Source organism: Halorubrum tebenquichense DSM 14210 (genome assembly GCF_000337415.1).
Lineage (GTDB): Archaea > Halobacteriota > Halobacteria > Halobacteriales > Haloferacaceae > Halorubrum > Halorubrum tebenquichense.
The window spans coordinates 41865-62726 of the sequence record NZ_AOJD01000032.1; the positions used below are offsets into that span (position 1 = coordinate 41865).

The 20862-nt window shown below is 68.7% G+C and carries 23 protein-coding genes; 11 read left to right on the top strand and 12 right to left on the bottom strand.

Going from position 1 to position 20862, the window contains the following annotated elements; all coding sequences use genetic code 11:
- Positions 1–58 precede the first annotated feature (58 nt).
- From C472_RS05740 to C472_RS05755, 4 genes are all read left to right on the top strand, one after another.
- Positions 59–235 (top strand): protein translocase SEC61 complex subunit gamma, encoded by a 177-nt coding sequence (locus C472_RS05740; RefSeq protein ID WP_006628863.1) that lies wholly within the window; start codon positions 59–61, stop codon positions 233–235.
- Positions 235–687: a transcription elongation factor Spt5 gene (locus C472_RS05745; protein ID WP_006628864.1), complete on the top strand. Its 453-nt coding sequence runs from the start codon at positions 235–237 to the stop codon at positions 685–687. The genes C472_RS05740 and C472_RS05745 overlap by 1 nt, the downstream gene beginning before the upstream one ends.
- Positions 688–820: 133 nt before the next feature.
- Positions 821–1783: an archaeosortase A gene (gene artA, locus C472_RS05750; RefSeq protein ID WP_006628865.1), complete on the top strand. Its 963-nt coding sequence runs from the start codon at positions 821–823 to the stop codon at positions 1781–1783.
- A gap of 153 nt (positions 1784–1936) precedes the next feature.
- Positions 1937–3181: an MgtC/SapB family protein gene (locus C472_RS05755; RefSeq protein WP_006628866.1), complete on the top strand. Its 1245-nt coding sequence runs from the start codon at positions 1937–1939 to the stop codon at positions 3179–3181.
- 64 nt (positions 3182–3245) lie between these two features.
- Here C472_RS05755 and C472_RS05760 read toward each other — a convergent pair whose 3' ends face one another.
- The 3 genes from C472_RS05760 to dph5 form a co-directional block, all read right to left on the bottom strand.
- Positions 3246–3620 (bottom strand): CBS domain-containing protein, encoded by a 375-nt coding sequence (locus tag C472_RS05760; RefSeq protein WP_006628867.1) that lies wholly within the window; start codon positions 3618–3620, stop codon positions 3246–3248.
- A 91-nt stretch (positions 3621–3711) separates the two neighbouring features.
- The gene (locus C472_RS05765) at positions 3712–4098 is read right to left on the bottom strand and encodes a CBS domain-containing protein (protein ID WP_006628868.1); all 387 of its coding nucleotides are present in this window, start codon (positions 4096–4098) and stop codon (positions 3712–3714) included.
- 86 nt (positions 4099–4184) lie between these two features.
- Positions 4185–4982: a diphthine synthase gene (dph5, locus tag C472_RS05770; protein WP_006628869.1), complete on the bottom strand. Its 798-nt coding sequence runs from the start codon at positions 4980–4982 to the stop codon at positions 4185–4187.
- Positions 4983–5156: 174 nt separating this feature from the next.
- Between dph5 and C472_RS05775 the strand changes: the two genes are divergently transcribed.
- The 3 genes from C472_RS05775 (at position 5157) to lrpA1 (ending at position 8506) form a co-directional block, all read left to right on the top strand.
- Positions 5157–7052, top strand: coding sequence for a 2-oxoacid:acceptor oxidoreductase subunit alpha (locus C472_RS05775; protein WP_006628870.1), 1896 nt, complete (start codon positions 5157–5159; stop codon positions 7050–7052).
- 3 nt (positions 7053–7055) lie between these two features.
- On the top strand, positions 7056–7994 hold the full coding sequence (locus tag C472_RS05780) for a thiamine pyrophosphate-dependent enzyme (RefSeq protein WP_006628871.1): 939 nt from the start codon (positions 7056–7058) through the stop codon (positions 7992–7994).
- Positions 7995–8077: 83 nt separating this feature from the next.
- A complete protein-coding gene (gene lrpA1, locus C472_RS05785; protein WP_006628872.1) occupies positions 8078–8506 on the top strand; it encodes an HTH-type transcriptional regulator LrpA1 in 429 nt (142 codons plus the stop codon).
- 31 nt (positions 8507–8537) lie between these two features.
- Here the strand turns inward: lrpA1 and C472_RS05790 are convergent, their stop codons facing one another.
- From C472_RS05790 to C472_RS05800, 3 genes are all read right to left on the bottom strand, one after another.
- A complete protein-coding gene (locus C472_RS05790; RefSeq protein ID WP_006628873.1) occupies positions 8538–9011 on the bottom strand; it encodes a GNAT family N-acetyltransferase in 474 nt (157 codons plus the stop codon).
- 102 nt (positions 9012–9113) lie between these two features.
- Positions 9114–12266, bottom strand: coding sequence for an isoleucine--tRNA ligase (gene ileS / locus C472_RS05795; protein WP_006628874.1), 3153 nt, complete (start codon positions 12264–12266; stop codon positions 9114–9116).
- Positions 12267–12318: 52 nt separating this feature from the next.
- Positions 12319–13425, bottom strand: coding sequence for a pyridoxal phosphate-dependent aminotransferase (locus C472_RS05800; RefSeq protein WP_006628875.1), 1107 nt, complete (start codon positions 13423–13425; stop codon positions 12319–12321).
- A gap of 151 nt (positions 13426–13576) precedes the next feature.
- Between C472_RS05800 and C472_RS05805 the strand changes: the two genes are divergently transcribed.
- Positions 13577–14089: a metal-dependent hydrolase gene (locus C472_RS05805; RefSeq protein WP_049906364.1), complete on the top strand. Its 513-nt coding sequence runs from the start codon at positions 13577–13579 to the stop codon at positions 14087–14089.
- Positions 14090–14160: 71 nt separating this feature from the next.
- Here C472_RS05805 and C472_RS05810 read toward each other — a convergent pair whose 3' ends face one another.
- Together C472_RS05810 and C472_RS05815 are read right to left on the bottom strand one after the other, a co-directional pair.
- Positions 14161–14595, bottom strand: coding sequence for a hypothetical protein (locus tag C472_RS05810; RefSeq protein WP_049906365.1), 435 nt, complete (start codon positions 14593–14595; stop codon positions 14161–14163).
- Positions 14596–15044: 449 nt separating this feature from the next.
- Complete coding sequence (locus C472_RS05815) at positions 15045–15836, bottom strand: PHP-associated domain-containing protein (protein WP_006628878.1); 792 nt, start codon at positions 15834–15836, stop codon at positions 15045–15047.
- A gap of 130 nt (positions 15837–15966) precedes the next feature.
- On the opposite strand from C472_RS05815, the gene C472_RS05820 reads away from it, so the two are divergent.
- The gene (locus C472_RS05820; RefSeq protein WP_006628879.1) at positions 15967–16266 is read left to right on the top strand and encodes a DUF7565 family protein; all 300 of its coding nucleotides are present in this window, start codon (positions 15967–15969) and stop codon (positions 16264–16266) included.
- A 33-nt stretch (positions 16267–16299) separates the two neighbouring features.
- On the opposite strand, the gene rocF is transcribed toward C472_RS05820, so the two are convergent.
- The gene (gene rocF / locus C472_RS05825) at positions 16300–17205 is read right to left on the bottom strand and encodes an arginase (RefSeq protein ID WP_006628880.1); all 906 of its coding nucleotides are present in this window, start codon (positions 17203–17205) and stop codon (positions 16300–16302) included.
- 138 nt (positions 17206–17343) lie between these two features.
- On the opposite strand from rocF, the gene C472_RS05830 reads away from it, so the two are divergent.
- Together C472_RS05830 and C472_RS05835 are read left to right on the top strand one after the other, a co-directional pair.
- Positions 17344–17562: a hypothetical protein gene (locus tag C472_RS05830; protein ID WP_006628881.1), complete on the top strand. Its 219-nt coding sequence runs from the start codon at positions 17344–17346 to the stop codon at positions 17560–17562.
- 107 nt (positions 17563–17669) lie between these two features.
- Complete coding sequence (locus tag C472_RS05835; RefSeq protein ID WP_006628882.1) at positions 17670–18203, top strand: Rrf2 family transcriptional regulator; 534 nt, start codon at positions 17670–17672, stop codon at positions 18201–18203.
- A 147-nt stretch (positions 18204–18350) separates the two neighbouring features.
- Here C472_RS05835 and C472_RS05840 read toward each other — a convergent pair whose 3' ends face one another.
- The 3 genes from C472_RS05840 to C472_RS05850 form a co-directional block, all read right to left on the bottom strand.
- A complete protein-coding gene (locus tag C472_RS05840) occupies positions 18351–18743 on the bottom strand; it encodes a hypothetical protein (protein WP_006628883.1) in 393 nt (130 codons plus the stop codon).
- A 237-nt stretch (positions 18744–18980) separates the two neighbouring features.
- On the bottom strand, positions 18981–20162 hold the full coding sequence (locus C472_RS05845; protein ID WP_006628884.1) for an NAD(P)/FAD-dependent oxidoreductase: 1182 nt from the start codon (positions 20160–20162) through the stop codon (positions 18981–18983).
- A gap of 95 nt (positions 20163–20257) precedes the next feature.
- Positions 20258–20862: nucleoside phosphorylase (locus C472_RS05850; protein ID WP_006628885.1), on the bottom strand; the 605-nt coding region annotated here is incomplete at its 5' end.

Genomic DNA, 20862 nt, shown 5'->3' on the forward strand with positions numbered 1-20862 from the left:
CGACGGTCAGGGGCGCATCAAAAGGTAAAAACCGTCTCGTCTCGAATCCGCTGGTAACATGGACGTTCCGTACGATCTCAACAGTTACATTCGGGTGCTGAAGCTGGCGAGCACGCCGAGCACCGACGAGTTCCTCCAGGTGTCGAAGATCGCCGGTGCCGGAATCCTACTGATCGGGTTCATCGGGTTCCTCATGTTCGCTATCATGAGCCTCCTCCCGGGGGTCGGCGCGTAATGCCGATCTACTCGGTCAAGACGACGGCGAGCCAGGAGCGCACCGTCGCCGACATGCTCGCCGAGAAGGAGATGCCCGAGATCCAGGCCGTCATCGCCCCCGACCAGCTCACGAGCTACGTGATGGTCGAGGCCACCGACGGCACGGTGTTCGAGCGGATCCTCGACGAGATCCCGCACGCGAACGGGGTCATTCAGGGCGGCGACGGGCCCGCCGAGAGCCCCTTCTCCGAGGTCGAGCACTTCCTCTCGCCGACCCCGGACGTGGAGGGGATCGCCGAGGGCGACATCGTCGAGCTGATCGCCGGGCCGTTCAAGGGCGAGAAGGCGCGCGTCCAGCGGATCGACGAGGGGAAAGACCAGGTGACCGTCGAGCTGTACGAGGCGACCGTCCCGATTCCGGTGACGGTCCGCGGCGACCAGATCCGCGTCCTCGACAGCGAGGAACGGTAGTCCCTCGTATTGAGCGAGCGGCGTGACCGCCGCGAGCCGACGGCGAGGAGCGGTGACGCGGCGGCCGGCGCTCTGACGCCGGGCTCGCACGTAACGACAAGGGCTTTATTCGACGACGACGGAGGGTACGGACATGTTCGGCCACGGCGTGCCGGCGGTGTTGAGCGTGATCCCCGACACGTTCACGTTCGCGTGGATCGTCGCGGTCCTCTTCGCGGCGTCGTGGGTCCTCGACAGCCGCGGGCTGGACGCGGGCCGCACGCTCGCGGCCGCGACGTGGGCGCTGTTCGGGCTGTTCTGGCTGTCGACGGTGCCGTACTTCGCGCTCGAACACCAGAGCTACGTCGAGTCGATCCTCGCGCTCGTCGGCTTCCCCGCCAGCGTGTACGCGGGATACCTCCTGTACGACGGGCGGGCCTCGCTTTTCACCCTCACGCGGGCCATCGCGATCATGCTCTTCATCTACCTCCCGTTCGAGACGATTCCGGCGTTCAGCGTCGCCGGGTTCGCGGTGCCGGAGCCCCGGAAGGTCCTCATCGAGGTCGTCGCGACGCAGACGGGGATGCTCATCGACCTCCTCGGCTACGCGCCGGAGGCGGTGACGAGCAGCGAGGGGTACGACGCGGCGTACTCGTGGACGCTCGACGACGGCCACACCGTCGTCATCCACATCGTGCTGGCGTGTACCGGGCTCGGGAGCATGGCCATCTTCGGCGGCCTCGTCGCCGCCGTGAAAGCGCCGCTCTCGCGGAAGCTGCGCGCGCTCGCCGTGTCGCTCCCGCTCATCTACGTGTTGAATATCCTCCGGACGACGTTCATCTCGGTCGTGGCGGGCAACCAGTACATGCACTGGTACCCCGACCTCGTATTGACGATGTTCGGCGCGACCGACCCGTACCGCGTCTCCTTCCTCATCTCCGACCGGATCATGAGCCAGCTGCTGGCGGTCGTGGCGCTCATCGCGATCACCTTCCTCGCGGTGCGCGAGCTGCCCGAACTCGCGGTCATCTTAGAGGACGTGCTGTACCTCATCACCGGCGAGGAACACGACCTGACGGAGGCGCTCGACCTCCCGCGCGAGCCGACGAACCGGTAGGCGGCCGCCCGGTCCCGGCCGCGCCAGGAATATATAGCGCTATATAGCAAGCTATAGACGTGACCGGCGGGAACGGGCGGCCATGATCGCAAGAGGGCGGGTCGGAGCGGCGCGGTTCGGTCCGAGGACGCGGCGGCGAGGTGGTCGGGGGTGATGGAGGGGGTCGACCCGTTCGTCTACCTGGAGACGAACGTCGCCAAACTCGTGTTGGCGACCGCGCTCGGGATGTTCCTCGGGCTGGAGCGCGAGTGGTCGCAGAAGTCGGCGGGGATCCGGACGTTCGCGCTCATCAGCCTCGCGGCGGCGGTGTTCTCCGTGCTCGACGAGCCGGGGCTGCTCGTCGTCGGCGGCGTGTCGGTCGTCGCCAGCGCGGTGCTACTGGCGGTCCGGAGCTTCGTCGAGGAGACGGTCGACGGGCTCTCGCTGACGACGTCGGCGTCGATGCTCGTCGCCTACGGGGTCGGCGTCCTCGTCGCGCAGGGGCTGTTCATCGAGGCGGTGACGGTGGCGGTGCTGTCGTCGCTGCTGTTAGTGTTGAAGCGAGAGCTCCACGAGTTCGCGTGGGGGCTCTCCCGCGAGGAGGTCCGCAGCGCCGTGGAGTTCACCATCCTCGCGTTCGTCGTCTTCCCGCTGTTGCCGGCCGAGACGATCGACCCGTGGAACGCGGTCCAGCCGCGGCTCGTCTGGTCGCTCGTGGTCGCGGTCAGCGCCATCGGCTTCGTCAACTACGTCCTGGTGAAGCGGTATCAGGGGCGCGGCTACGCGGTCACCGGCTTCTTCGGCGGCCTCGTGAACTCGACGGCGGTCGTCGCGGAGATGGCGAAGCGCGCGAAGGGCCGGGCCGACCTCGGCGAGATCGCGGTCGGGTCGATCCTCCTCGCGAACGCGGCGATGGCGTTCCGGAACGCCGCGGTGGTGGCCGCCTTCGTCCCGGAGGCGGCGCTCGTGGTCGGGGCCCCGCTGGGCGCGATCACCGTCGCGGGGATCGGGGTCGCGGTGTGGCGCAGCGACTGGCGAACGACGATGGAGGCGGAGCTGACCTCTCCGTTCAGCCTGCGCAACGCCCTGACCTTCGGCGGCCTCTTCCTGATCGTGCTGCTGGTCTCCGCGGTCGCCGAGGAGACGTTCGGCGCGGGCGGGTTCGTCGCCACGTCCTTCCTCGCCGGGCTGGTCTCCTCGGGGACCTCGACGACGACGGCGGTCTCGCTGCTCGGGACCGGACAGATCGGCGTCGACACCGCGGTCGCGGGCGTGGTCGCCGGCACCGCGGCCAGCATCCTGATCAAGACCGCGTTCGCGGCGAGCATCGCGCGGGAGCTGGTCCGCCCGGTGTTCCTCTGGAACCTCCTGTTGATCGCCGTGGGCGTGGTCGCCGGGCTGCCGCTGCTGTTGCTGTGAGGCTCAGCGAGCCGGGAGCGGACCCGGTCCGGTTCGTCGGGTCCGCGCGCGGCTCCCGACCCCGTCAGGAGAGGTGTTCCGCGATGTCCGTCGAGGAGACCATCCCGACGTAGTCGTCGTCGACGACCGGGAGGTGTTTGACGCCGTACATCGTCATCATCGCGGCGACCTCCTGCATCATGAGGTCCGGCGTCACCGTCTCCACGTCCTCGGTCATCACGTCGCGGACGGCCGTCGCCGCGAGGTCGCGCTCGTCGGCCACCGCCGCGACGACGTCGCTCTGCGTGACGATACAGCCGCCGCCGGTCGTCACGACGAGCGCGCTGATCTCCTGGTCGCGCATGCGTCGGGCGGCCTCTCGAAGGGGCGCGTCCGCTCCGATCGTCTCCAGCGGCGCGGACATGACGTCCGCGACGCGCGTTCTGTCGTCGAGATCCATGCCGAGGTGTGCGTTACCGTGTCGCATTACTCTTCCGGAACGCACAACTCGGACGGCGCATCCGGGCCCCGTCCGAGGCGCGCCGGGGCCGTCACCCGGCCCGCGAGAGGTACGCGGTGAGGTCCGTCGTCGACACCATGCCGACCGGTCTGCCGTCGTCGTCGGTCACCGGGAGATGCGTGTAGCCGTGGGCGGTCGGCTCCGCCAGCTCCGCGACGGCGGCGTCGCGCCCGACGGTGACGACGTCCGTCGTCATGAACGCCTCCACCGGCGTCCGGTCCTTCGGGTCGTTGTCGCGGACGAGCGCGACGAAGTCCGTCGCGGTGATCAGCCCCGCCAGCGCGCCGTCCGGCTCGACGACGAGGATCGAACTCACGTCGGTCTCGCGCATCCGCTTTGCCGCCTCGGCCGCGGCCGCCCCGCGTTCGATGGTCGTGAGGTCGGTCGACATGAGCCGCTCGACGGGAACGTCGTTCATGGCTCGTGGTAACGCTGCCCACGATATTCAAGCGTCCGGTCGGATCGGAGCCTGCTCGGAAGCGCCGATGAGGGCTGAAAGGGAACCTATTCCTCGACGAGCGACCCCGGCGCGCCGGCGAGCCCGACGAGGGCGTCCGCCTCGACGTGGTGGAGGTCGCCGGGGATCACGAGCAGGTGGAGCGGGTCGCCGAACTCGCGGTCGGCGAGCGCGCTCAGCCGGTCGGCCGCGACGACCGCGTCGGGCGACCCCGCGCGGGCGACGACGACCCCGAGCGCGTCCTCCCACGCGTCGGCGAGCATCCCGGCGGCGACGTCCGCGGTCATGTACTCCTCGTGGTCGGGGTCCGCGCCGGTCGGGCCGGTCCCGACCTTGATGTCGAGGTAGACGACGGTGTGGAGGCCGCGCTCGCGGTTCGCCTCGACCGTCTCGATCACGCTCGCGGGCACGTCGTCGCCGCCGTGGGCGTACGGGAACGGGAGCGTCGTCGCCTTGCCGAACCGGTAGTTCTGGAGCCCCGTCAGACTCGACGACGCCGACTGCGCGGTCACGCCGTGGACCACGCGCGTGTCGATCCCGCGCTCCTCGGCGCGGAGCCGGAGGTCGGTGTGCGTCGTCGAGATCATCGTGTCGCCCGCGGTGAGGAACGCGACGTCCTCGGACTCGGCCGCGTCGAGGATCGGTTCCGGGTCCCGTTCGACGCCCGCCCGGTCGCGGACCTCGACGTCGACGCCGTGGTGCGCCTCCAGGTCGGCGACGTCGGCACCGACCAGTCGACTGGTGTAGAACTCCGCGAAGGCCCGGTCGCTCTCCCGGAGCGCCTCCCGGCCCTCCACGGTGATCGACCGCTCGTCGTAGAGGCCGAGTCCGATGAACGTGAGCATGCCCGCGTTCGGCGTGCGTCGAAGTAAAAGGGCGCGGAAGCCCCCGTCGATACCGTGTGAACGGTTGTCGCCCTAATAGACCTTCATCATTGTTCCTTGTGATTCCATAGCAAGCCCTAAGAGGGAACCAACGTAACGTCACCTCACGAGGCCCGTACGGGCTCACACACCACTATGACTGACGACGAACTCATCTGGCGGATATCGGGGGGATCCGGTGACGGGATCGCTTCGACCAGCCAGAACTTCGCGAAGGCCTTGATGCGATCGGGGCTCAACGTCTTCACGCATCGGCACTACCCGTCGCGGATCCGCGGCGGTCACACGTACACCGAGGTCCGCGCGTCGGAGGGCCCGGTCAACTCCCGCGGCGACGGCTATAACTTCCTGCTCGCGCTGGGCGACTCGTTCGCCCGCAACCCGCAGGAGGAGGCAGTCTACGGGAACGAAGAGATCAAACCGCTCTCGGAGAACTTAGACGAGCTCCGCGAAGGCGGCGTCATCGTGTACGACGAGGGGCTGCTGGACGCCTCCGAGATTCCGAACTTCGAGGAGCGCGCCGAGGAGAACGACTGGCACGTCTATCCCCTCGACCTCCGCGGGCTCGCCCGCGACCAGGGTCGCGAGGTCATGCGCAACACCGCCGGCGTCGGCGCGACCTGCGCGATCACGGGGATGGAACTCGATCACGTCCAGGACCTCATGCGCGACGCGATGCCGGAGAAGATCCTCGAACCGAACCTCGAGATCCTCCAGATCGCGTACGACCAGGTCCGCGAGGAGTACGACGTGGACGCGCCGGACGTGTCCGTCCCGACCGGCGAACACGACGAGGAACAGCTGCTCATGTCCGGGTCGGACGCCATCGCCTACGGTGCCATCGACGAGGGGTGCCGGTTCATCTCCGGCTACCCGATGACGCCGTGGACCGAGGTGTTCACCATCATGTCCAAGAACCTGCCGAAGCTCGGCGGGATCTCCGAGCAGGTCGAAGACGAGATCGCCGCGGCCGCGCTCGCGGTCGGGGCCTCCCACGCCGGCGTGAAGGCCATGTCCGGCTCCTCCGGCGGCGGGTTCGCGCTGATGTCCGAGCCGCTCGGGCTCGCGGAAATGACGGAGACGCCCGTCGTCTTAGTCGAGGCCATGCGCGCCGGCCCGTCGACCGGGATGCCGACGAAGCCGGAGCAGTCCGACCTCGAACACGTCCTCTACACCTCGCAGGGCGACTCCCAGCGCGTCGTCTTAGCGCCGGGGACCGTCGAGGAGGCGTACGAGCAGTCGCGGATCGCCTTCCGGCTCGCCTACGAGTACCAGATCCCGTCGATCCTCCTGTACGACCAGAAGCTCGGCGGGGAGCTGACGAACGTCCCGAAGAGCCACTTCGACCGCGAGCCGAACCCGACGCTCGGGAAGACGCTCTCGGAGGACGCGCTCTCCGAGCAGCCCCACAGCGCGGACGGGAAGTTCCACCGCTTCCAGCACGACGTCGACGACGGCGTCTCGCCGCGCTCGATCCCCGGGCAGAAGGGCGGTCGCTTCCTCGCGACCGGCAACGAGCACGACCCGACCGGGCACATCAGCGAGTCCCCGGACAACCGGGTCGCGCAGATAGACCGACGGGCCGAGAAGCTGGCGGCGATCCGCGACGACCTCGATCAGGTCGACACGGGCTCGTACGCCGGCCCCGAGGAGGCCGAGTACGGCATCCTCACGTTCGGCAGCCAGCAGGGGACCGTCGAGGAGGCGGTCGGCCGCCTCAACGACGCAGGCCACTCGGTGAAGTCGTACGGCGTCTCCGACATGCTCCCGTTCCCGAGCGAGCAGGTCGCCGAGTTCATCGAGAGCGTCGACGAGGTCCTCGTCGTCGAGATGACGGCGTCCGGACAGTTCCGCGGGCTCGTCCAGAAGAACCTCGGCCGCTACGGCGAGAAGCTGTCGAGCCTGCTGAAGTACAACGGGAACCCGTTCGAGCCGGCGGAGATCGTCGACGGGTTCGAGGCCGCGCTCGTCGAGGACGACGGCGACGCGTCCGGCCATCAGACCACCTTCGTCCCAGCCGCAGGTGACTAACCAATGAGCACGTTTTCAGCGATCGGAGAGGAGCGAGAGATCGACCGCGACGAGTACACCCCCGGCGTGGAGCCGCAGCCGACCTGGTGTCCGGGCTGCGGTGACTTCAGCGTCCTGAAGGCGCTCAAGCAGGCGCTCCCCGAGGTCGGGCGCACGCCCGAGGAGACGCTGCTTTGTACCGGGATCGGCTGTTCGGGCAAGCTGAACAGCTACCTCGACACGTACGGCTTCCACACGATCCACGGGCGCTCGCTGCCCGTGGCCCGCGCCGCGAAGCTCGCGAACCCCGACCTCGAAGTGATCGCCGCCGGCGGCGACGGCGACGGCTACGGGATCGGCGGGAACCACTTCATCCACACGGCCCGGGAGAACCACGACATGGCGTACATCGTCTTCAACAACGAGATCTTCGGGCTCACGAAGGGCCAGACCTCCCCGACCAGCCCGAAGGGCCACAAGTCGAAGACGCAGCCGTCGGGCAGCGCCAAGGAGCCGATCAAGCCGCTCTCGATGTCGCTGAACGCCGGTGCCTCGTACGTCGCCCGCACGGCCGCGGTCAACCCGAACCAGGCCAAGGAGATCATCACCGAGGCGATCGAACACGACGGGTTCGCGCACGTCGACTTCCTCACCCAGTGCCCGACCTGGAACAAGGACGCGCGCCAGTACGTCCCGTACATCGACGTCAACGAGTCCGACGACTACGACTTCGACAAGACGGACCGCGTCGAGGCCGCGGAGATGATGCGCGAGACCGAGGAGTCGCTCTACGAGGGCGAGGTCCTCACCGGCCGCTTCTACGTCGACGAGGACCGCCCCTCCTACGGCGAGGAGAAGCGCACGATCGGCGAGATGCCCGAGGAGCCGCTCGCCGAGCGCTACTGGGACGACGACTACGAGTGGGAGCGCTCCCACGACATGTTCCTCGACAAACACTCCTGACCGGCCGGCGCGGCCGTTCACGGCGCGGTGCGTTCGTTTTCTGATTCGGAAGGTATTTTTTCATTGGTGACAAACGGAGTGGTATGAGTACGGTATCGACGGAGGAACGGATCCTCTCTGTGTTGGAAGAGGACGCGCAGGCGTCCTGCGGAGAGATCGCCGAGCGAGCGGACGTCTCGAAGCCGACGGTGCGGAAGTACATCGACCGCCTCGAGGACCGGGGCGTGATCGTCGGCTACTCGGCGGAGGTCGACCCGAAGAAGCTCTCCTCGCAGTCCATCGCTATGGTGGGGATGGACGTGGACTCGGGCCAGTACGTCGAGGCCACCCGCGAGCTGAAGTCGCTCGACGAGGTCCAGGCGCTGTACACCTCCTCCGGCGACCACATGCTGATGGCCGAGGTGCGCGCCGGCGACGGCGACGAACTCGGCGACGTCATCTCCGAGAAGCTGCTCGGCGTCGAGGGCGTCACCGCCGCGCACCCGTCGTTCCTCCAGGAGCGGCTGAAGTAACTCGGCCCCTCCCGTCGCCGATCGCCGATCGCTACGCGAGCGTCCGCGGATCGGCGACGACGACCGATTCGTCGCCCGCCGGGCTCCGACGCGTCCCGCGGTGCGTGAACCCGTGTGCGCTGAAGAACTCCTCGGCGCTGGGGCGGTCCGAGGGGACCGTCGCGCGGAGCGTGTCGACCCCGCGGCCCGCGAGAGCGTCGCCGACGCGCGCGAGCAGTTCGTCGGCGACCCCCTCACCGGCGCGGTTCGGGTGGACCCACAGCGCCAGCAGCTCCGCCTCGGTGCCGTCCGGGTCCGGGTGGGCGATAGCCAGTCCGACCGGTCCCTCCTCGTCGTGTTCCATCAGGAAGGACCACTCGGCCTCCGCGGCGGCCTCGCGGACGCCGGCGGCGGACACGTCGAGTAAGGGAGCGCCGATGTCGTCGAACACCGTCTCCTCGCGCGCTCGCGAGACCGCGGTCCGCAGCGCTTCCGCGTCGTCGGGCCGAGCCGCCCGGACATACATGTTCAACCGTGAGTAAAGAACGCACCTATAGGTTTCGGCGGCAGCGCGATTGACGGGAGAAGACGGGGCGAACCGGTCGGGGAGGGCGGCGAGTTCCGGCCGCTACGCGACCGGTTCGACGCCGATGGTGACCGCGATGCCCTCGACCTCCCACTCCTCGACGAGGCCGCCCTCGGCGGCCGCGGCGTCGCTCGGGTCGTCGAGCCACGCGTCGGCGCGCACCTCCCCGGCGATCAGGTCGGCGTGGTCGTCGACGAAGCCCGCCACGCGGTCGTCGTCGACCGCGACGCCGACGCGGACCCGCGCCTCCACGTCCAGGTCCAGTTCCTTGCGCATCTCTTGGATCCGGCGGATCACGTCGCGGGCGTACCCCTCGGACTCGATGTCGTCGGTGAGCGAGGTGTCGACGTAGACGGCCCCGCCCTCGAAGTCGGCACCGGAGACGTGCTCCGGCGGCTCCGCGACGTACTCGACCATCTCGTCGTCGAGGTCGACCGGCTCGCCGTCGACGGTGACCTCGCCGCCCTCGACGGCGGCGCGGGTCGCGCCCCGGACCGCCTCCATCACCTTCTGCGCGTCGCCGCCGAACGCCGGGCCGATGGCGGCCATCTGCGGCTCGGCGGTCTCGACCAGCTCGTCGAACGCGTCGGTGACGACCACCTCGCGCGCGTTGACGCGGTCGGCGATGAGGTCGGAGAGGCGGTCGACCGCGGCCGCGACCGTCTCGTCGTCCGTCTCGACGACGACGCGCGGCACGGGCCAGCGGAGCTTTCGACCGGCCTGCTGGCGCGCGTTCGCGGCGGCCTCCTCGACGTCGCGGAAGGCGGCCACGTCGCGTTCGAGGTCGGGGTCGCGCAGGTCGGCGTCCGGCTCGGGGTACGACAGCGCGTGGACCGTCGTCGCCGCGCCGTCGAGCCGCTGGTACATCCGCTCGGTCAGGTACGGCGCGATCGGCGCGAGCAGCCGGATCACCTCGTCGAGGACGGTCGCGAGCGTGGCGTACGCGCCGCGCTTCGAGGCGGAATCTGCCTCCTCCCACATCCGGTCGCGGACCGCCTTCACGTAGAACCGCGAGACGTCCTGCGTGACGAACTCGATCACGGCGTTGACCGCGTCGCTGACCTGATAGTCGTCCCAGGCCTCGGCGACCTCGGCCTCGACCGACTGGAGCCGCGAGAGCACCCACTCGTCGACGAGTTCGAGCTCGCCGTCCGCGAGGTCGGCCGCGGCCGGGTCGTAGCCGTCGAGCGCCATGTACTCCAGCGGGAACCGGAACACGTTCCAGAGGATGTTGAGCTTGCCCTGGATCTCGCCGAGCCCGTCCCACTCGAACGCGAGGTCGACGCCCTGCTGGTCGTGGCTGAGGAGGTAGGTGCGGAGCGGGTCGCGCCCGGCGCGGTCGATCGCCTCTTCGGGCGTGACGATGTTCCCGACCGACTTCGACATCTTCCGACCGTCCTCGTCGTTGGCGAAGCCGTGCATCAGCACCTCCTCGTAGGGGATCTCGCCGACCGCGGCGGTCCCCATCCCGAGCTGCGACCAGAACCAGCCGCGCGTCTGGTCGTGCGCCTCGACGATGAGGTCCGCGGGCCACAGCTCGTCGTGGGCCGCCTCCTCTGACGGGTAGCCGAGCGTCGCCCACGAGGCCACCGAGGAGTCGATCCACACGTCGAACACGTCGTCGATCCGCCGGTAGGTGGTGCCGTCCTCGACGATCGTCAGGTCGTCCACCGAGGGCCGGTGGAGGTCGATCGACTCGGGGTCGACGTCCTCCTCGACGCGGTCGGCCAACTCCTCGCGGGTGCCGATCACGATCATGTCCTCGTCGAGCCGCCCGGACGCCGCGTCCTCGGGCACCCAGATCGGGATCGGGATCCCCCAGTAGCGCTGGCGGGAGACGTTCCAGTCGGGGGCGTCCTCGATGAAGTCGCGGAACCGGTTGTCCCGCGCCCAGTCCGGATGCCACTCCGAGTCCTCCATGTTGTCGAGGAGGTCGTCTTTCACGTCCGTGATCGAGATGAACCACTGGTCGGTGACCAGCTGGATGATCCCGGTGTCACAGCGCCAGCAGTGGCCGTAGCTGTGGTCGACGGTGCCGTGCGCGAGCATGTGCCCGTCGGCGACCAGATCCGCGATGATGTCGTCGTTGGCGTCGCGGACGAACTGGCCGGCGTACTCGCCGGCGGCTTCGGTGAACTCGCCGTTCGGCCCGACGGGGCAGTGGATGTCGAGTCCGAGCTCGGTGCCGCGGTGGAAGTCCTCCTCGCCGTGGCCCGGCGCGGAGTGGACGAGCCCGGTGCGGTCGGCCTCGACGTAGTCGGCGGCGTACACTCGTCCGGCACCGTCGAAGTCGGGGTACTCGGCGACGCGGTCGGCGAGCGGGTGGTCGTACGCCCAGCCGACGAGGTCGTCGCCGGAGAGCTCCGCCTCGACCTCGTAGCTCTCGTAGCGGCCCTCCTGTAACACGTCCTCGACGCACTCGGCGGCGACGTAGATCAGCTCCGCCTCGCCGTCCCGCTCGGCGCGGACCGCGTTGTAGGTCAGGTCCTCGTCGACGGCGACGAAGGTGTTCGCCGGGATCGTCCACGGCGTCGTCGTCCAGATGACGAGGCTCCCCTCGCGGTCGGCGAGCGGGAACTTCACGTAGATCGAGGGGTCCTCGACGTCCTCGTACTCGACCTCGTTGTTGGCGAGGCCGGTCTCGCAGCGCGGACACTGCGAAATCGAGCGTTTCCCCTGCTCGACGAGGCCGTTGTCGGCGACCTCGGAGAACGCCCACCACGCAGCCTCCATGTACTCGGGGTCGATCGTCTCGTAGGGGTCGTCCCAGTCCATCCAGACGCCGATGGACTTGAAGTCCTCGTCCATCGCCGCCCGGTTCTCGACGGCGAACTGCTTGCACTTGTCGATGAACGACTCCATCCCGTACTCCTCGATGTCCCGCTTGTTCTCGAAGCCGAGCTCCTCCTCGACTTTCACCTCGATCGGGAGCCCGTGCATGTCGTAGCCGGGGCGGTCGGTGACGCGGTGGCCGGTCATCCGCTTGTGTCGGATGACGGCGTCTTTCAGCGTCTTGTTCCAGGCGGTTCCGAGGTGCATCTGCCCGGAGGTGTACGGCGGGCCGTCCACGAAGAAGAACGGCGGGTCGTCGGCGTGCGCCTCCTTCGCCGCCTCGTAGGCGTCGTGGTCGTCCCAGTACTCGTCGACCGCGGCCTCGACGTCCGCGGGCGCGTACTGGTCGTCGATCTGCTCCATACCCGTTGGTCTGCGCGCGCGTATTTGAATACGGCGGAGTCGTGGGAACGCGTCAGTCGTCGGCGAAGTAGCCGGCGAGCCGCTCGGCGGCCTCGGTCGCGCGCGGCGTCACCAGCGCGAACCGGATCCACTCGTCGCGGGCGGTGCCGAACGCCTCGCCCGGCATCCCGGCGACGCCCGCCTCGTCGACGAGCCGCTTGACGTTCGCCATCGTGCCCGGGAAGCCCTCGAAGCGCGCGAGCACGTAGAAGGCCCCCTTCGGACGACTGTACTCCGCGCCCGCCGCGTCGAGCGCGCTCGTGAACGCGTCGACGCGGGCCGCGAGCAGGTCGCGGGCCTCGGCGTAGTACTCCGGGGGCGTCTCGGCGAGCGCGTGGTGGACCGCGTACTGCGAGGGGCGCGCCCCGGCGACGTTCACGAGCATGTGCCGGGTTTTGGCGTCGTCGACGTGCGCCTCCGGGAAGATCCCGTAGCCGACGCGAAAGCCCGTGATCGCCATCGACTTCGAGAAGCCGCTCGTGACGATCACCCGGTCGGAGTCGATGGCCAGCGCCGATTCGAACGAACCGGAGAGGTCGAACCGGTCGTACACCTCGTCGACGACCACGAGGGCGTCGACCGCCTCGGCGATCGAGACGACCTCGCGGACCGCGTCGAGGTCGTACACCGCGCCGGTCGGGTTGTTCGGGGTGTTGAGGACGATCAGGGCGGTGTCCTCGCTCGCGGCCGCGCGCATCGCGTCGACGTCGAGGCTCCCGTCGCGGGCGGTCGGGACCAGCGTCGGCTCGCCGCCGAGCAGGTGCGTCTTCCCCGGGTAGTAGGGATAGACGGGGTCCGTGAGCAGCGCCTCGTCGCCGGCGTCGCGATCGAGCGCGCGGGCCATCGCGAGGTAGTTCGCCTCGCCGGTGCCGTTGGTGACGACCACGCGATCGGGGTCGACGCCGTTGCGCTCGGCGACCGCCTCTCGCAGCTCGCGGAGTCCCTCGCTCGGCGGGTACTGGAAGTCGGCGGGGGGCAGATCCGCGTACTCGCGGAGCGCCTCGCGGAGCGCGGCCGGCGGCTCCCAGTCCGGGTTGCCGCTCACCATGTCGATGACGTCGCCGTCGGCGGCCGCGGCGTACTGCATCACGTGGAAGAACTTCGGCTCCTCGTACTCCATACGGGCGGGTCGGACGCGGTCGCCGTGGCTCTTTCGACCCGGGAAGAGGGCGTCCGAGCGGGAGTGATCGGGCGAGCGGGTGAAGCGCGGTCGGGACGGGACCGTCGCCGCGATCCGGTGGTTTGACCTGCCGACGCGCAGAGCGAACGATATGAACAAACGCGGCCACGTGCTCAACGGCCTGCTGCTCGCCTTGGGGCTCGGGTTCGTCCTCGAACCGGGGGTCGACGCGGCGACCGCCCGGGCGATCGCGGAGATAACCGTCCCCGTCGTGTTGGGGGCGCTGTTCCCCGACGTCGACACCGCCTTCGGACGCCACCGGAAGACGCTCCACAGCCTCCCGGTACTGGCTGTGTTCTTAGCGTACCCGATCGTCTTCGGCAACCTCCAGTACGTGTGGATCGGCGTGTTGACGCATTACATCCTCGACGTGGTCGGGAGCCGACGCGGCATCGCGCTGTTCCACCCGCTCTCCGATAAGGAGTACTCGCTGCCGACCGGCGTGACGACGAGCAGCAAGTACGCCGACCTCGTCACCGTGATCATCACCGCCGTCGAGATCGCCGCGCTCTGGGCGATCCACACCTACGTGGTCAACCTCAACCTCGACCTCTCCGCGGCCGCACAGACCGCCTCGGAGGCGGCGGCCGGATTCGGCATATAAGTCGTCAGGGTCCCCCTAATAGCTGGAGATGTCTTAATCTTCCAGCGCAGTTCCTGAGCCGTAGTAAGGAGTCACGAGAGTCCACGAAAGTCGACGAACGGATTCTCCGTCGTCTCGTCGCGGTAGATTCCGAAGTCGATCGCCTTCGTGTTCGATTCGGCGGGGTAATAGTGGGCGTGGAAGGTCTCGAACCGTCCGTTTTTCAGGAGAACCCGGACGAGATATCGTCGTTCCGGGACGACATCTGACGTTCGAGTCGTTCCCGCGGAATCGTCGGAACCGTCCGACGCTGGGACCGTGTACTCTCTGTCGAGCACCAGCGCCTCGGAGCGCGTCGGTTCGTCTTCACGGAGTAGTTCGAGTTTCAGCGGCTGTGGCTCGTCCGTGTAGTTCCGGATCTCCAGATCGATCCGCGGGCGTTGTCCCTGACCCAGACCTTGACACCCGGAGAGAGCGGTGATAGCGGAACAGCCAGCGATCAGGAGAGATCGACGGCGGGAGGGCATGTATACGCGGACAGAGCGAGCGATGAAATATCTTGTTGAGCCTGAACGTCGTCGATCGACACGCTCGATCGATCGGGCGTTTGCGGTGAAGAGACGTTGGAGTCAGGGCGTATCAACACGACCTCCGAGGCCCTCAACCATGACGGAGTCCGCCGTTGGGATCGATATGATTGAGAACACCGCCGAAGCCCCAGTCGCGAGGACTCGATGCGCTCGCTGTGGTCCTCAGTCGCTCGCTTCGCTCGCTCCCTGCGGTCCTTGCGTCGCGCGTCTTCGCCCTCGCGACTGCCCCTTCGAGTCCCACCCCGCACGGCAACCGCACCTCACACCTCCCCAACCTCGTCGCTCGCTCCGGGCTCCCTTCGGTCGCCCGTCCGCTCGCGACTCCCTCGCGCGTGCTGACTCGCGGCCTGTCGGCCGCTCGCAGGCACGCGCCGCCGCTTTTTCCTTTACTCGTAGACGCTCACGTCGTCGAACCGGCCCTCGTAGGCCACGTTCGACGGGAGGGTCGGCTCGTTGCCGGAGAGGAACATCCGGTCGAGTTTCGCCCAGGTGTTCTCGTAGCCGAGGTGCGCGAACTCGACGAGCCCGCGGAGCTGGTGACCGGCTCCGCCGCGGTGGATCACCGTTCGGGGGCGGCGCTCGCGGAACGCGTCGACGACCGCCTCGGCGTCGTCGAGGTCGCCCTCGAACGTCGTCCACGCCTCGCCGACCGTGCCGGGGAGGTGCGCGTACGACGAGCCGAAGCCGGCGCAGTCGGTCACCTCGGCGGTGCGCTGTGCCCGGGCGTTCTGGTGGGGCAGCAGCTTCGTGTTGTACGTCTCTATCGCGTCGATCCGGTCGGCGTGGGCGTCGACCTCGGGGCGCGTCAGCGAGATGGTGGCGAAGCCGGGGTGGGGGACGAGGACCGCGGCGTCCTGCCGCTCGAACTCCGCCATCGCGCCCTCGAACGTGATGTAGTCGGGGACCGGATCGGAGAGCCCGACGACGAGGAGGTGCCGGCGGTTCCCCCAGTCGCCGGTGAACACCTCGCGGGCGGGGACGACCGTCAGTTCGTCGTCGGAGTACCGCGCCGCGCGCTCGCGGACCGTGGGGAGGCGCGTGAAGTGCGGCGCGTACACGAGCGCGTCGATCCCGCGGGCCTTCGCGCGGGCGACGACCTCGTCGTCGAGCACCTTGACGTGGGCGTCGACGCGCGTTTGCGATCGGGTCACGGTCGGACGGTCGTCGCGGTCGCGCAAAGGCGTATCGTTCGACGACGACGGTGCCGCGACCGCAGGCCGCGCGGCCCGTTCGCGGGGCCGGTCGACGCCGGACCGAGCGCCGGCGGACTTGGGAAAGCGTTAATCTCCCGCGGGCGAGAGTCCGGGTATGGCCCCTCGCTGGACGTGCGGGATCGGCGACTGCGACGCCGCCTTCGACGACGTGGAGGCGGCGATCGTCCACCAGACCAACGACCACCAGCGCCACGAGTGCAAGGTGTGTGGCACCATCGTCCCGGACGGCTACTTCGCGATCCGCCACGCGTTCGACGAGCACACCCGCGCCGAGTTCGTCCGCGCGTACGACGCCGACTCGGCGGCGGTGCGCCGCCGCGAGGAGATCAAAGGCGAGATCGAGTCCGCGGCGGACCTCCAGCGGGTCGTCGAACAGCTCGACCGCGGCGTCTGACGCGGCCGCGTTCGACGGGATCCGACCTGCGACTTACAACACCCGCTTCCCCAGCGCGCTCGCCGCGAGCTCCGTCGCCAGCTCCGCCGTCTCGTTGTGCTGGTCGAGCGTCGGGTTCACCTCCACCAGCTCCATCGACCGGAGCGCGTCCGTCTCGTCGACGATCTCCATCGCGCTGTGCGCCTCCCGGTAGGTGACGCCGCCGCGGACGGGCGTCCCGACGCCGGGGGCGGCGTTCGGGTCGAGCCAGTCCAGATCGAGGCTGACGTGGATCCCGTCGACGCCCGCTGAGGCGACCGACAGCGCCTCCTCCGTGACCGCCGTGATCCCCCGCTCGTCGATGTCGGACATCGTGTACGCCGCGAAGCCGCGGTCTCTGATTAGCTCCGCCTCGGGCTCGTCGACCGACCGGAGCCCGACGAGGGCGACGTTCTCCGGGGAGAGCCCGGGCGCGTTCGCCCACTCGGTGTCCGCGAACTCGCCGATCCCGAGCGCGGCCGCCAGCGGCATCCCGTGGACGTTGCCCGAGGGCGTCGTCGCGGGGGTGTTGAGGTCGGCGTGGGCGTCGAACCACACCGCGCCGATGTCCGCGTCGCGCGCGGACCCGGCGAGGCTCCCGATGGCGATGGAGTGGTCGCCGCCGAGCGCGAGCGGCACCTCGCCGTCGGCGAGGGTCGCCGCGACCTCGTCGCCGAGCCGCCGACAGACGTCGGCCGTCTCGCGGAGGAACTTCGCCTTCCCCTCGCTGGGCGCGTCCGCGTCCGGATCGCGCTCCTCGGCCCGCGGGACGTGGAGGTCGCCGGCGTCGGCCGTCTCGACGCCCGCCCCGGCGAGTTGGTCTGCGAGTCCGCCGTACCGGATCGCCGACGGTCCCATGTCGACCCCGCGTCGGTTCGCCCCGTAGTCTGTCGGCGCGCCGATGATCCTGACCGTGGTCATACCGGCTACGCGGCGCGCCGGCGCTTCAATGGTGGGGATCGCCGAGCACGGCGGCGGCGACCGGAGCCGCGCGGTGCCAACTGCCCCCGCCGTGCCGGATCGGACACCGTTTTGCGCCCGGCCCGCCACGGGGCGATCATGGACAGTTCGGACTCGTACTCCGTCGACCCCGGCGACATCGAGCCGATCGGCGCGATGATAGCGGTCGCGTTCACCGGCGCGGCGGTCGGGCTCGTCGGCGGCGCGGTGTCGTTCGTCTCCACCGACCTCGGGCTCGCGCTGGTCGGCGTCGGCGTCGTCGTCGCGCTCTCCAGTCCGATCGCGTACGTTCGGATGAAGCGGCTGCGCGGCGAGTGACCCGAACCGACCGGAGCCGGCCGTAGCCCGCCGCCGAGCGCATCCCACACGATCGTTTATAAGTGAGTTCCATCGCATTTAAGCGGGGGCGCTATCTATCTGTTCCCATGTCATCGATCGAGCTCACATCGAGCCAGAAAAGCATCCTCACGGCCCTGATCAACCTGTACGGGGAACAGGAGGACGCCGTGAAAGGCGAGGCGATCGCCGAGGAGGTCGACCGCAATCCGGGGACGATCCGCAACCAGATGCAGAGCCTCAAGGCCCTCCAACTGGTCGAGGGCGTCCCGGGACCGAAGGGCGGCTACAAGCCCACCTCGAACGCCTACGAGGCGCTCGACATCCAGCGCATGGACGAGCCGGCCGACGTCCCGATCTACCACGAGGGCGAGCAGATCGAGGGCGTCAACGTCGACGGGATCGACCTCTCCAGCGTCCACCACCCCGAGCTGTGCCGCGCCGAGATCCACGTTCAGGGCTCGGTCCGCGACTTCCACGAGGGCGACTCCGTCACCGTCGGTCCGACGCCGCTCTCCAAGCTCGTCATCGACGGGACCGTCGACGGCAAAGACGACACCGCGAACGTCCTCATCCTGCGGATCGACGACATGCGAGCGCCCGACGAGCCGGCCGAGCACTGACGGTACTAACAGCGACGGTTGGATTCGTGCCAAACGGATACGGGGCCTTCCGTCGAAACGACGCTTCTCGAAGTTCTCGGCGGTCGACCGTTCTCTGACCTTCGAGCGGTCAGTACAGACGAACCGTGTGGCGATTCGCCGTAGTGGTTACCGCGTACGAAAGTAGACGGCGACGCGAAGCGGTACGAGTGTAAGAAGGGACGCTAGCATCGTAAGTACCGTCCAAGTGGGGGCAACATTGAGTCCGAGTTGGACGCCCATGATGAATACGAAGAGGCCAGCGAACCGAACCGGGGAAGTTTCCCAGAGTCGTTGGAACCGCTCGCTCACGAACGAGCCGTACGTCACAGCAGTTCCGAGAGTCACCCCGAGGATTATCGCGCCGGTAAGTCGCTGTGGCGTGATCGAGACAGTGACTGAGAACAGCTCCCAGTACGCGACCGCACCGAAACCGACAATCGCCAGCCCTATCCAGAGGAGTTCGTAGTAGACGCCTAGCCGAGAATCCGGCTCACTCCACTCCGTTGGAACCACAGTCATGTATCAAGACAACTTGTCCCACGATCATAAGCGTTCAACCAGATTCTCATTGCCATCGACGTTCGGGATCACGTGAGTTCGCCGGCTGGGAATATCCAAACATAGTGTCACTTCCTGTATAGTAGGCACCCTATCGATCGACCGCTTCGTCCCCAACCCACGAACTAATAGAATTCAGCGGGTGGTACGACCGAACCGAGATCACCGAAGAACGTCGCTACCGCGAGTTACCCCGACTTACATGTCGCCGAACGCGCTGACGCCGCGGCTCGCGGAGGAGACCTTGGCGATCCAGCGCGTGGCGATGGCCTTCTTCAGCAGCTTGGCGGGCTTGCCGCCGAACGTCTTGATCGGCATCCCCATCACGTCGTGGGCGACCGCCTCCTCGCCGACGGAGATGACCGTCCCCTTGTCCTCGTGGGTCCACGAGCGGAGCGGCGCGCCGCGGGCGGCGCGAGCGAGGTTGGCCCCGGCGACCTCGGCGGCCTGCCAGGCGGCCTGCGCGGTCGGCGGCGCGACGTCGTCGTCGCCCTGCTCGACGAGGGCGGTGTCGCCGATGGCGAACACGCGGTCGTCACTGGTGGCGAAGTCGGAGCCGGCGTGGACGCGGTTCGAGCGCTCGTCTTTGTCGACCTCGACGTTCTCTAACTCCGGCTGGCCCGTGATGCCGCCGGTCCAGATCAGCACGTCGTGTGCGAGCTCCTCCGGCTCCTCGTCCTCGCCGCCGCCGAGGTAGACGGCCTCCTCGTCGGCCTTCGAGATGAAGTCGCCGGTGAGGATCTCCACGTCGGCGTCCTCCAGCCGCTGGCGCAGCGCGCCCTGGATCTGTGGGTCGTTGCCGGGGAAGACCTCGTCGAGGCCCTCGACGAGCTTGATCTCGATCGGCGCGCGGTGCTTGTCGCGGTACTCGGCGATCTCGCCGGCCGTCTGGATGCCCGAGAGGCCGGCACCGCCGACGATGACCTCGACGGGGTCGGAGCGGGTGGCCTCGGCGGCCGCCTCGCGGACGTCCTCGTGGATCGCCTTCGCGTCCTCGAGCCCCTTCAGCTGGTGGGCGTTCTCCTTCAGGCCCTCGATGCCGAAGAAGGCCGTCGTGGAGCCGACGCCCAGGAGGAGGTAGTCGTAGTCGACGGTCGTCCCGTCGTCCGTCTCGACGACGCGCTCCTCGGTGTCGACGTCGACGACCCGGCCCTGAACGAAGTCGGACTGGGGCGACTTGATCTCGTCGACGGGGATCGTGATCTTGTCTTCGACCGCGGGGTTGCGGATCGCGCGGTGGACCTCGTGTAAGACGAGGTGGTAGTCGTGTTCGGAGATCCACGTGAGCTCCGCCTCGCCCTCGCCGACCTCGTCTTCGAACGCCTTCACCGCCCCTGCGCCGGCGTACCCGGAGCCGACGACCACGACCTGTGTACTCATGCGTGTCGCTCCGCGGCGCGCGGGTAAAGTCGCTTTGGAACGTCGTTGACGCCGCGGGGAGTGGATTCGAGGCCGCCGGACTGCGGGGGCGTCGGCTACAGCGAGAGGCCGGCGTGCCAGCGGTCGGCCCCCGCCTCGCGTTTCGCCTCGTCCATGCGCGCGAGCAGCTTCACCGCGAGGCTCGCGGTCTCCGCGGCGCGCGACTCGCCCTCCGTCCGGAACTCGCCGGTCACGCGGTTCGCGTACACCGAGCAGACCGCCCCGGCCCGGAGCCCGTACACGTTCGCGATGGTGAGGATCGCGGACGCCTCCATCTCGATGTTCTTCACGTTCGCGTCCCGCAGCTCCGCGACCAGCTCGTCGGAGCCGGCGGCCTCGAACCCCTCGAAGCCGGGGCGGCCCTGTCCCGCGTAGAAGGAGTCGGCGCTCATCGTCACGCCGGTGTGGTAGTCGTGGCCGAGCCGCTCCGCGGCGGCGACCAGCGCGGAGACGACCTCGCCGTCGGCGCTCGCGGGGTAGTCCTCGCGGACGTACTCGTCGCTCGTCCCCTCCTGCCGGACCGCGCCGGTCGTGATCACCAGGTCGCCGACCGCCATCTCGGGCTGGATCGCACCGCAGGAGCCGACTCGAATGAACGTGTCGACGCCGACGCGCGCGAGTTCCTCGACGGCGATGGCCGCCGAGGGCGACCCGATCCCGG